The sequence below is a fragment of the Streptomyces sp. NPDC088261 genome (assembly GCF_044740805.1).
Taxonomy (GTDB): domain Bacteria; phylum Actinomycetota; class Actinomycetes; order Streptomycetales; family Streptomycetaceae; genus Streptomyces.
On sequence record NZ_JBIURL010000029.1, the window covers coordinates 26,549 to 36,566 of the forward strand.

General features: G+C 70.3%; 13 protein-coding genes. 9 read left to right on the forward strand and 4 right to left on the reverse strand.

What is annotated here, in order from left to right; all coding sequences use genetic code 11:
* Positions 1-166 precede the first annotated feature (166 nt).
* From ACIODU_RS32875 to ACIODU_RS32890, 4 genes are all read left to right on the forward strand, one after another.
* On the forward strand, positions 167-1,312 hold the full coding sequence (locus ACIODU_RS32875; protein ID WP_356432156.1) for a GAF domain-containing sensor histidine kinase: 1,146 nt from the start codon (positions 167-169) through the stop codon (positions 1,310-1,312).
* Positions 1,305-1,949: a response regulator transcription factor gene (locus ACIODU_RS32880; protein WP_356432158.1), complete on the forward strand. Its 645-nt coding sequence runs from the start codon at positions 1,305-1,307 to the stop codon at positions 1,947-1,949. The genes ACIODU_RS32875 and ACIODU_RS32880 overlap by 8 nt, the downstream gene beginning before the upstream one ends.
* A gap of 151 nt (positions 1,950-2,100) precedes the next feature.
* Positions 2,101-2,346, forward strand: coding sequence for a chaplin (locus ACIODU_RS32885; protein WP_401772675.1), 246 nt, complete (start codon positions 2,101-2,103; stop codon positions 2,344-2,346).
* A 59-nt stretch (positions 2,347-2,405) separates the two neighbouring features.
* Complete coding sequence (locus tag ACIODU_RS32890) at positions 2,406-2,660, forward strand: chaplin (protein ID WP_356432162.1); 255 nt, start codon at positions 2,406-2,408, stop codon at positions 2,658-2,660.
* 158 nt (positions 2,661-2,818) lie between these two features.
* Here the strand turns inward: ACIODU_RS32890 and ACIODU_RS32895 are convergent, their stop codons facing one another.
* Positions 2,819-3,616, reverse strand: coding sequence for a hypothetical protein (locus tag ACIODU_RS32895; RefSeq protein WP_401772678.1), 798 nt, complete (start codon positions 3,614-3,616; stop codon positions 2,819-2,821).
* A gap of 125 nt (positions 3,617-3,741) precedes the next feature.
* Between ACIODU_RS32895 and ACIODU_RS32900 the strand changes: the two genes are divergently transcribed.
* From ACIODU_RS32900 to ACIODU_RS32915, 4 genes are all read left to right on the forward strand, one after another.
* Entirely contained in the window at positions 3,742-4,533 is a 792-nt protein-coding gene (locus tag ACIODU_RS32900; RefSeq protein ID WP_327237242.1) for an ABC transporter ATP-binding protein, read from the forward strand.
* 82 nt (positions 4,534-4,615) lie between these two features.
* Positions 4,616-5,044 carry an NfeD family protein gene (locus tag ACIODU_RS32905; protein WP_356432165.1) on the forward strand — a complete coding sequence of 143 codons (429 nt, stop codon included), beginning with the start codon at positions 4,616-4,618 and terminating at the stop codon, positions 5,042-5,044.
* Between the two features lie 85 nt (positions 5,045-5,129).
* The gene (locus ACIODU_RS32910) at positions 5,130-6,062 is read left to right on the forward strand and encodes an SPFH domain-containing protein (protein WP_161309467.1); all 933 of its coding nucleotides are present in this window, start codon (positions 5,130-5,132) and stop codon (positions 6,060-6,062) included.
* A gap of 62 nt (positions 6,063-6,124) precedes the next feature.
* Entirely contained in the window at positions 6,125-6,892 is a 768-nt protein-coding gene (locus ACIODU_RS32915) for a sulfite exporter TauE/SafE family protein (protein WP_356432172.1), read from the forward strand.
* A 46-nt stretch (positions 6,893-6,938) separates the two neighbouring features.
* Here ACIODU_RS32915 and ACIODU_RS32920 read toward each other — a convergent pair whose 3' ends face one another.
* The 3 genes from ACIODU_RS32920 to ACIODU_RS32930 all read right to left on the reverse strand — a co-directional run bounded on the left by ACIODU_RS32920 (position 6,939) and on the right by ACIODU_RS32930 (position 8,981).
* The gene (locus ACIODU_RS32920) at positions 6,939-7,451 is read right to left on the reverse strand and encodes an HNH endonuclease (protein WP_327237244.1); all 513 of its coding nucleotides are present in this window, start codon (positions 7,449-7,451) and stop codon (positions 6,939-6,941) included.
* 142 nt (positions 7,452-7,593) lie between these two features.
* On the reverse strand, positions 7,594-8,133 hold the full coding sequence (locus tag ACIODU_RS32925; RefSeq protein WP_401772682.1) for a YbhB/YbcL family Raf kinase inhibitor-like protein: 540 nt from the start codon (positions 8,131-8,133) through the stop codon (positions 7,594-7,596).
* Between the two features lie 65 nt (positions 8,134-8,198).
* Complete coding sequence (locus tag ACIODU_RS32930) at positions 8,199-8,981, reverse strand: sporulation protein (protein ID WP_161309471.1); 783 nt, start codon at positions 8,979-8,981, stop codon at positions 8,199-8,201.
* A gap of 78 nt (positions 8,982-9,059) precedes the next feature.
* On the opposite strand from ACIODU_RS32930, the gene ACIODU_RS32935 reads away from it, so the two are divergent.
* Positions 9,060-9,701 (forward strand): DNA-3-methyladenine glycosylase, encoded by a 642-nt coding sequence (locus ACIODU_RS32935; protein ID WP_401772684.1) that lies wholly within the window; start codon positions 9,060-9,062, stop codon positions 9,699-9,701.
* Positions 9,702-10,018: the final 317 nt, after the last annotated feature.

A 10,018-nucleotide genomic window follows, 5' to 3' on the forward strand; every position in this document is an offset into this window, starting at 1 on the left:
CAATGCATACGGTGAAGGGCCTCGCGGCGGTCGTGACCGGTCGTCGTGCGCGTCCCGGCCGCGTCCGTGCCCGCCCCGCGGGGGTCTTCCGGCCTAGGCCGTACGCCCTGGTCACCCCCCTCTTAGGCCTCATCACACGGGCCGGGCCCGCCGGTACGGTGAAGCCATGAGCCACCGACCCAGCTCCGGCCTCGCGGCGGTGAGCACCGCGTTGCTGGCGATGAGCCGGCACCTGGAGGTACGGGACGTCCTGAAGACGATCGTCGCCTCCGCCCGCGAACTGCTGGACGCCGAGTACGCGGCGCTCGGCGTCCCCGACGACCACGGCGGCTTCGCGCAGTTCGTGGTCGACGGCGTCAGCGACGAGCAGTGGAAGGCCATCGGGCCGCTCCCGCGCCAGCACGGCATCCTCGCCGCGATGCTCAGGGACGAGACGCCGCAGCGCCTCACCGACGTACGCCAGGACCCCCGCTTCGAGGGCTGGCCCGCCCCCCACCCCGACATGTCCGACTTCCTGGGGCTGCCCGTCCGGGACGGCGACGAGACCCTCGCCGCGCTCTTCCTCGCCAACAAGCGGTGCCCCAGGCCCGGCGGGGGCTGCGGCTTCACCGGGGAGGACGAGGAACTCCTCGGCATACTCGCCCAGCACGCCGCCATCGCCCTCACCAACGCCCGGCTCCACGAACGCAGCCGCGAGCTGACCATCGCCGAGGAACGCTCCCGCCTCGCCCACGAACTCCACGACGCCGTCAGCCAGAAACTCTTCTCCCTGCGCCTGACCGCCCAGGCCGCCGCCGCCCTGGTCGACCGCGACCCCGCCCGCGCCAAGGACGAACTCCAGCAGGTCACCGCGCTCGCCGCCGAGGCCGCCGAGGAACTGCGCGCCGCCGTGGTCGAGCTGCGGCCCGCCGCCCTGGACGAGGACGGCCTCGTCCACACCCTCCGTACCCAGATCCACGTCCTGGACCGCGCCCACTCCGCCCGGGTCACCTTCGACAGCTTCTCGGTACGGGCCCTGCCCGCCGCCCAGGAGGAAGCGCTGCTGCGGGTCGCCCAGGAGGCCCTGCACAACGCGCTGCGGCACTCCGGCGCCGACCGGGTCGACGTCACCCTCGCCCGCCGGGGCCCCGGCGTGGTCCTCGGCGTCACCGACAACGGCAAGGGTTTCGACCCCCGCGCGGTCCGCCGGGCCGGCCGGCACCTGGGCCTGGTCTCCATGCGCGACCGGGCCGGCGGCGTCGGCGGCAGACTCAGCGTGCACTCGGCGCCCGGACGGGGCACCACGATCGAGATGGAGGTGCCCGGTGGCTGACAAGACCATCCGGGTCCTGCTGGTGGACGACCACCAGGTGGTCCGCCGCGGCCTGCGGACGTTCCTGGAGGTCCAGGACGACATCGAGGTCGTGGGGGAGGCGTCCGACGGCGCCGAGGGGGTCGCCCGCGCCGAGGAACTGCGGCCCGACGTCGTCCTGATGGACATCAAGATGCCCGGCACCGACGGCATCGAGGCCCTGCGCACCCTCCGCGACCTCCAGAACCCGGCCCGGGTGCTGATCGTCACCAGCTTCACCGAACAGCGCACCGTCGTCCCCGCCCTGCGCGCCGGCGCGTCCGGCTACGTGTACAAGGACGTCGACCCCGAGGCGCTGGCCGGCGCGATCCGCTCCGTGCACGCGGGGCACGTCCTGCTCCAGCCCGAGGTCGCGGGTGCCCTGCTGGCCCAGGACAACCCCGGCGGCGGCCAGGGCCGGGGGACCACCCTCACCGAGCGGGAACGCGAAGTGCTCACCCTCATCGCCGACGGCCGCTCCAACCGCGAGATCGCCCGCGCCCTGGTGCTCTCCGAGAAGACCGTCAAGACACACGTCTCGAACATCCTGATGAAACTGGATCTCGCGGACCGCACCCAGGCCGCCCTCTGGGCCGTCCGACATGGGATTACCGGCTGATCGGACGGTCCACCAGCCCCTTCGTCATCCGGTCTGAGATTCATACCGTCGGGTGTATGTCACCCACACGGCGCATCCTGATCGTCTTCCGGGCGTTCTCCATGGCATGCCGCGGCACACCGCCGCGGCCGCCCCGAGGAGGAAACCCGACATGAAGAACCTGAAGAAGGCCGCCACCCTCACCCTCGTCGCCGGCGGCATCGTCGCCGCCGCGTCCGGCGTCGCGTCCGCCCACGGCGGCGCGCAGGCCGAGGGTGCCGCCCTCAAGTCCCCGGGCATCGCCTCCGGCAACCTGGTCCAGGCCCCGGTGCACGTCCCGGTCAACGCCGTCGGCAACAGCGTCAACGTCATCGGCGTACTGAACCCGGCCTTCGGCAACGCCGCCGTCAACCACTGACAGCGCCCCGCCGCACCGCCCTTATCCACCCCTACCGATTCTCGATTGAGGAACACCCCATGAAGGTCGCCCAGAAGGCCGCCCTGGTCATCGTCACCGCCGGTCTCGCCGCGAGTGCCTCCGCCGGCGCGGCGTTCGCCACCGGTGGCGGCTCCGGCGCGCAGGCCGACGGCCTGGCCCAGCACTCCCCGGGCATCGCCTCCGGCAACGCCGTCCAGGTCCCGGTGGACGTCCCGGTCAACCTGACCGGCAACACCGTGAACGTGATCGGCCTGCTGAACCCGGCGTTCGGCAACCACTCCGTGAACCGCTGAACGAACGCCTGACGCCCCGCGCGCGGCGTTCATGACGAGGCCCCGGGACCCGCCGTCATCCCCCGGCGGTCCCGGGGCCTCGCTCCGTGACACGCGCCACGTACGGGACGCCGTGCGCTCCTCCCGTACGTCTCCGGCACGACCCCCGCCCACGTGATTCAGACCACAGGCGGCAGCCCCCGCTCCCGTTCCTCCACATACGCGTTGTACGAGGCCACCCGCGCCCGCCGCGCCACCCGCTCCACCGGCCGCAGCGCCGCCCCCCGCGCCGACATCTCCGACGCGCTCACGGCGCCCCCGTCCCCGTGCTCGTACGCCAGCTCCACCAGCAGCCCCACCCGCTGCGCCAGCTCCAGCACCCGCACCGCGCGCGGCGGATACCCGGGAGCCAGCACCTCACGGCCCCGCTCGGCCCGCGCCCGGTACGCGTCCAGCGCCGCCTCCGCCACCGGCCCCGACGCCGCCACGTCCAGCCGCGACAGCACGTCCGTCGCCTCCCGCAGGGCCTCCGCCAGCTCCCGCTCCGCCTCCCCGAGCGACGGCACGTCCGCCGGCGGCGCCTCCCGTACCGGCAGGCAGTGCCAGACCACCTCGACGTGCCGGTCCCCGGCCGGGCCCACCGCCGTCACGTCGGGCACCAGACCGTACGGCGCGCTTGTGGCGACCACCGCCTCCCCGGCCTCCAGCGCGCGGGCGTTGAAGTCCGGGGGACCGCTGAGCCCCAGCGGATGGCCCGGCGCGGGCAGCGCGACCCGGTACCCGGTCACCCCGAGCGTCCGCAGCCGCCCCAGCGCCAGCGTGAGCCCGACGGGCCCCGCCTCACCCGGCAGCCCCTCCACCCGGTGCACCGCGTCCTCGCCGACGATGGCGTGCACGGCGTCGTCCGGCGACACAAACCCGGCCAAGAGGGCGTTTCCCCATGCGGCCAGCAATCCTGAGCGTGGTTGCGAAAGCATGGCCCCAGCCTAGGGAACGGACCTCAGGGCCGGACCACTCCATGGGTGGCGTAGGTTTTCCCTGGGAACCGCGCCCACAGGCGCACCCGGAACTCGAGACGATTGCATGGGGAGACAACGCGCTCATGAGCGATGTACTGGAGCTGGTGGACGTATCCGTGGTCCGCGACGGACGCGCTCTGGTGGACGATGTCTCCTGGTCGGTCAAGGAGGGCGAGCGCTGGGTGATCCTCGGGCCGAACGGCGCCGGCAAGACCACCCTGCTCAACCTCGCGTCCAGCTACCTCTTCCCGACCACCGGCAGCGCCCGGATCCTCGGCGAGACCCTCGGCAAGGTCGACGTCTTCGACCTCCGCCCGCGCATCGGCATCGCCGGCGTCGCCATGTCGGAGAAGCTGCCCAAGCGCCAGACGGTCCTGGAGACCGTCCTCACGGCCGCGTACGGCATGACCGCCACCTGGCAGGAGCAGTACGACGAGGTCGACGAGCAGCGCGCCCGCGCCTTCCTCGACCGCCTCGGCATGACCGAGTTCCTGGACCGCAGGTTCGGCACGCTCTCCGAGGGCGAGCGCAAGCGCACCCTCATCGCCCGCGCCATGATGACCGACCCCGAACTGCTGCTCCTCGACGAGCCCGCCGCGGGACTGGACCTCGGGGGCCGCGAGGATCTCGTACGGCGCCTCGGCCGCCTCGCCCGCGACCCGTACGCCCCCTCCATGATCATGGTCACCCACCACGTCGAGGAAATCGCCCCCGGCTTCACCCACGTCCTGATGATCCGCCAGGGCAAGGTGCTCGCCGCCGGACCCATGGAGACCGAGCTGTCCTCCCGCAACCTCTCCCTCTGCTTCGGCCTCCCGCTCGTCGTGGAGCGCACCGGGGACCGCTGGACCGCGCAGGGCCTCCCGCTCAAGTGACCACCCCCGCAAGGCGCCTGCCGACCGGATGACCTGATATCGCCCCTGTCCGGACGGGGTTCGCCGGACCTACCATGCACAAGTGGAAATCGACGCATGGGTGTGGTGGCTGATCGGCGCGGTCGGCCTGGGCATTCCGCTCGTCCTGACAGCGATGCCGGAGTTCGGCATGTTCTCCGCCGGCGCCGTCGCCGGAGCGATCGTCGCGTCCCTCGGCGGCGGGGTCGTGGCCCAAGTCCTGGTCTTCGCCGCGGTGTCCGTGGCACTCATCGCCGTCGTACGGCCCCTCGCGGCGCGGCAGAACGCGCGCCGCCCGGTGCACGCGAGCGGCATCGACGCCCTGAAAGGCCGTCAAGCCGTCGTCCTGGAACGGGTGGACGGCCACGGAGGCCGCGTCAAACTGGCCGGCGAGGTCTGGTCCGCACGGACCCTCGACGCGGGCCAGTCGTTCGAACCCGGACAGCAGGTGGACGTCGTCGACATCGACGGCGCGACGGCCGTCGTCATGTAGACCCACCGAACACCCCCCACACAGACGCCTGGTCTGACAAACTCGATCATCGGAACATCCGGCAGCGAAGGGCCCGAGGAACGCGATGCCATCAATCATCATCGTCCTGGTCATCCTGGTGGTGCTTGTATTCATCGCCCTGATCAAGACGATCCAGGTCATCCCGCAGGCAAGCGCCGCCATCGTCGAACGGTTCGGCCGTTACACCCGCACGCTCAACGCGGGTCTCAACATCGTCGTCCCGTTCATCGACTCCATCCGCAACCGCATCGACCTCCGCGAACAGGTCGTGCCCTTCCCGCCCCAGCCGGTGATCACCCAGGACAACCTGGTCGTCAACATCGACACCGTCATCTACTACCAGGTGACCGACGCCCGCGCCGCGACCTACGAGGTCGCCAGCTACATCCAGGCGATCGAACAGCTCACCGTCACCACGCTGCGCAACATCATCGGCGGCATGGACCTGGAGCGCACCCTCACCTCCCGCGAGGAGATCAACGCGGCCCTGCGCGGCGTCCTCGACGAAGCCACCGGCAAGTGGGGCATCCGCGTCAACCGCGTCGAGCTGAAGGCCATCGAGCCCCCGACCTCCATCCAGGACTCGATGGAGAAGCAGATGCGCGCCGACCGCGACAAGCGCGCCGCGATCCTCACCGCCGAGGGCATCCGCCAGTCCCAGATCCTCACCGCCGAGGGCGAGAAGCAGTCCGCGATCCTCCGCGCCGAAGGTGAGGCCAAGGCCGCCGCCCTGCGCGCCGAGGGCGAGGCCCAGGCGATCCGTACCGTCTTCGAGTCCATCCACGCCGGCGACCCCGACCAGAAACTCCTCGCCTACCAGTACCTCCAGATGCTCCCCAAGATCGCCGAGGGCGACGCCAACAAGCTCTGGATCGTGCCCAGCGAGATCGGCGACGCCCTCAAGGGACTCAGCGGAGCCTTCGACAACTTCGGCTCCGGCGGCGGACCCGGCTTCAACACCGGCAAGGAACGCAAACCGGCCCCCCCGGTGGAATGACCCACGTCCCCCTTCGTGCATGATCGGTGCGTTATGCACCGATCATGGAGGGCCGCTACACCGTGACCATCTGGGAGATGCTCGCCGTTCTCGTCGCGGGCATCTGCGCCGGCACCATCAACACCATCGTCGGATCGGGCACCCTGATCACCTTCCCGGTCCTGCTCGCCACCGGCCTGCCACCCGTGACCGCCACCGTCTCCAACGCGCTGGGCCTCATATCCGGCTCCATCAGCGGAGCCATCGGCTACCGCGCCGAACTCGCCGGACAGCGCCGCCGCATCCTGCGCCTGAGCGCCGCCGCCCTCGTCGGCGGCCTCACCGGAGCCGTACTCCTGCTGCTCCTGCCGTCCACGGCGTTCGAGACGATCGTGCCCGTCCTCGTCACCCTCGCCCTGCTGCTGGTCATCCTCCAGCCCAGGCTCTCCGCCGCCGTCCAGAAACGCCGCGCCGAGAAGGGCACCCTCATCCGGCCGGACGGCGGCCCGCTCCTTTTCACCGGACTGCTGCTCGCCAGCGTCTACGGCGGCTACTTCACCGCGGCCCAGGGAATCATCTACCTCTCCCTGATGGGCATGCTGCTCGACGACACCATGCAACGGCTCAACGCCGTGAAGAACATCCTCGCGGCCGTCGTCAACAGCGTCGCCGCGCTCTTCTTCCTCTTCGTCGCCGACTTCGACTGGACGGCGGTCCTGCTCATCGCCGTCGGCTCCGCCCTCGGCGGCCAGCTCGGCGCGCGGGCAGGACGCCGCCTGTCACCCACGCTCATGCGCGGACTCATCGTGGCCGTCGGCGGATGCGCGCTGGTCCAGCTGATCCTGCGCTGAGCCGGCCGGACCGGCGGGCGCTACGCCGCGACCGGACCGGCGGGCGTCACGCCGCGGGCTGCACGCCGGCCAGCCAGCCCGGCAGCTCCGTCCGTTCGCCCGCCCGCAGCGAGAGCAACATCGCGTCCGCCGGGGACGGCACGAACGGCTGCCGCAGCAGCGGCATCCCCGCCTGCTCCGGCGTACGGTCCGCCTTGCGGTGGTTGTCCTCGGCGCACGAAGCGACCGTATTCAGCCAGCTGTCCGCACCGCCCCGCGACCTCGGCACCACGTGGTCCACCGTCGTCGCCCGCCGGCCGCAGTACGCGCACCGGTGCTGGTCCCGTATCAGTACACCCCGTCTGGACCACGGTGCCTGTCTTCGGAACGGCACCCGTACGTACCGGCAGAGCCTGATCACCCGGGGCACCGGCAGCACCACCGTGGCCGCCCGCACACGGAGACCGGGATGGGCCTGCTCGACCACGGCCTTGTCCTGGAGCACCAGCACCACCGCACGGTTGAGAGTCACCGTCGACAGCGGCTCGAAGCTCGCATTCAGTACCAGCGTGTCCCGCATCCCGCCCACCTCCCGTGTGCCGGCCCGCCGTCCGGCGGGCTTGGATCAACTCTGGCCGGGCACGCCGAGAGGGACAACACAATAAAAAATGCCCTGCCCTGGTCTCTCCAAGACCAGGGCAGGGCAAACAACAGGCGAACGGTCAGCTCGCGTCGGAGGCCGCGTACTCCCCGATGAGCTGCGCGCGCGCCAGCGTGTGGTACCGCAGATTGAATCCGACGAACGCCGGAGAGGCGTTCTCGTCCACACCCAGCGTCTCCGTGTCCACCGCGTACACGGTGAACACATAACGGTGCCGGGGATCCTCGGCGGGCGGCGCCGCGCCACCGAAGTCCTTCGTCCCGTAGTCGTTACGGCCGTGCACGGCGCCCTTCGGCAGCCCCTCGAAACCGCCACTGGCCGCACCCGCCGGCAGTTCGGTGACCGACGCCGGGATGTCGAAGAGCACCCAGTGCCAGAAACCACTGCCGGTCGGCGCGTCGGGATCGAAGCACGTCACGGCGAAACTCTTGGTCTCCGCCGGGAAACCCGACCACCGCAGCTGCGGCGACACGTTCCCCGCGGCGTAGACCTGGGCGTCCTTCAGCACCGCGCCCGGCGCGACGTCGTCGCTCACCACGGTGAACGACGGCACCTCGGGAAGGAAGTCATGAGGAAGCGGAGCCCGCTTTGCCTCGGTCACGTTCGAACCTCCGAATAGGCTGGCCTGCCTGATCTGCCTGACGGCCCCGAGCTTAAGGTCGCGGACTAGAACCAGTTGCGACGGCCACCCACCTCGGCGAGCCACTGGTTGAGGTACGCCGACCAGTCCGTGCCCTGGAAGTCCCCGAGGCCGACCTTGAACGCCCGGAACGAGTCGCTGCCCTCACCGAACAGACCCGGCTTCTTGTCCATCTCCAGGATGACGTCCATCTCACGGTCGTCCGCGACGAACGACAGCTCGACCTGGTTCAGCCCGCGGTACTGCGACGGCGCGAAGAACTCGATCTCCTGGTAGAACGGCAGCCGCTGGCGCGTCCCCCGGATGTGACCGCGCTCCATGTCCGCCGCCTTGAAGCGGAAGCCCAGCTGGATGAACGCGTCGAGGATCGCCTGCTGCGCCGGCAGCGGGTGCACGTTGATCGGGTCCAGGTCACCGGAGTCCAGCGCCCGCGCGATGTCCAGCTCCGTGGTCACCCCGATGTTCATGCCGCGCAGGGGCTGTCCGTCGATGATCGTGATCGGGGTCTCCCAGGGGATCTCCAGACCGAACGGCACCACGTGCGTCGCCCCGGCCTGCACCTCGAAGGCCCCGCCGATGCTCTGCTTGGTGAACTCGATGTCCTGCTTGATCTCCTGGTCGTTCCCCTCGACCTCGACCCGCGCCTGGAGACCGACGTTCAGGCCCTGGATCTGCTGGTTCACCGAACCGCCCTGGAGCCGTACCTCGCCCTGGACGACCCCGCCGGGGACGACGTTCGACTCGGTCAGTTCCGTCTCGACGGACGCACCGCCGGCGCCCATGCTCGCGAGCAGCTTCTTGAAACCCATGTGTGTTCACTCCTCCTAGTCCTGACCCCTACATACGCGCGACGACCGTAGCCGGTTCCACGGGTACCCTCGGACGTCATGATCGAGACCCCCGACCGTACGCCGCTGCCAAGGGACTTCTTCGACCGCCCGGTCCTGGAGGTGGCGCCCGATCTGCTCGGTCGCACGCTGGTACGGAACACCGACGACGGGACGATAGAACTCCGCCTTACCGAGGTGGAGGCGTACGCCGGCGCGATCGACCCGGGTTCGCACGCCTTCCGGGGGCGCACGGCCCGTAACGACGTGATGTTCGGCCCGCCCGGACACGCGTACGTCTACTTCACGTACGGGATGTGGCACTGCCTCAACCTGGTGTGCGGTCCCGAGGGCACCGCGAGCGGGGTCCTGCTGCGGGCGGGACAGGTCACTGTCGGTGCCGAACTCACCCGCAAACGTCGACTCTCGGCCCGTCATGACAGAGAACTGGCCAAAGGCCCGGCCCGGCTGGCCACGGCCCTGAGCGTCGACCGCGCCCTGAACGGTACGGACGTGTGCGGCGACCCCGACGCGGACCTGGCGATCCTGGCGGGCACCCCCGTGGCGGATGACCTGGTCCGCAGCGGCCCCCGTACGGGCGTCGGCGGCGACGGCGCGGTCCACCCGTGGCGCTTCTGGATCGACGGGGACCCCTCGGTGAGCCCCTACCGTGCCCACGTGCCGCGGCGCAGACGAACTTGACTCGTCCCGTTCATCCGCCTAACGTAGCCCAAGCCGCTTGACACGGGTCCTGCTGTTCAGCAGCCCCCGGAGCGGCCATCCTCTACCTACGATCCGACCCCAACGGGTATGGATTTCGGCATGCCGAAATTCCGACCCTGCGACTCGATTATGAGCCGGACGGGGAATCGGTTAAAGTAGTGGACAGCCGAGAGGCAAAGAAACAAAGGCCCATCCAAAGGCCACCGGAATTCAAGCGGCAAGAACAGCCGAATGGATCTGGTAAGGTTGGAAACACGAAATACCGAAGGGAAGCGCCCGGAGGGCCCCGGAGACGG

What these genes read in the sequence shown, in the direction of transcription:
- ACIODU_RS32875 (WP_356432156.1), top strand. Translation starts at nt 167, where the DNA reads ATGAGCCACCGACCCAGCTCCGGCCTCGCGGCGGTGAGCACCGCGTTG.
- ACIODU_RS32885 (WP_401772675.1), top strand. Translation starts at nt 2,101, where the DNA reads ATGAAGAACCTGAAGAAGGCCGCCACCCTCACCCTCGTCGCCGGCGGC.
- ACIODU_RS32890 (WP_356432162.1), top strand. Translation starts at nt 2,406, where the DNA reads ATGAAGGTCGCCCAGAAGGCCGCCCTGGTCATCGTCACCGCCGGTCTC.
- ACIODU_RS32895 (WP_401772678.1), bottom strand. Translation starts at nt 3,616, where the DNA reads ATGCTTTCGCAACCACGCTCAGGATTGCTGGCCGCATGGGGAAACGCC.
- ACIODU_RS32900 (WP_327237242.1), top strand. Translation starts at nt 3,742, where the DNA reads ATGAGCGATGTACTGGAGCTGGTGGACGTATCCGTGGTCCGCGACGGA.
- ACIODU_RS32910 (WP_161309467.1), top strand. Translation starts at nt 5,130, where the DNA reads ATGCCATCAATCATCATCGTCCTGGTCATCCTGGTGGTGCTTGTATTC.
- ACIODU_RS32920 (WP_327237244.1), bottom strand. Translation starts at nt 7,451, where the DNA reads ATGCGGGACACGCTGGTACTGAATGCGAGCTTCGAGCCGCTGTCGACG.
- ACIODU_RS32930 (WP_161309471.1), bottom strand. Translation starts at nt 8,981, where the DNA reads ATGGGTTTCAAGAAGCTGCTCGCGAGCATGGGCGCCGGCGGTGCGTCC.
- ACIODU_RS32935 (WP_401772684.1), top strand. Translation starts at nt 9,060, where the DNA reads ATGATCGAGACCCCCGACCGTACGCCGCTGCCAAGGGACTTCTTCGAC.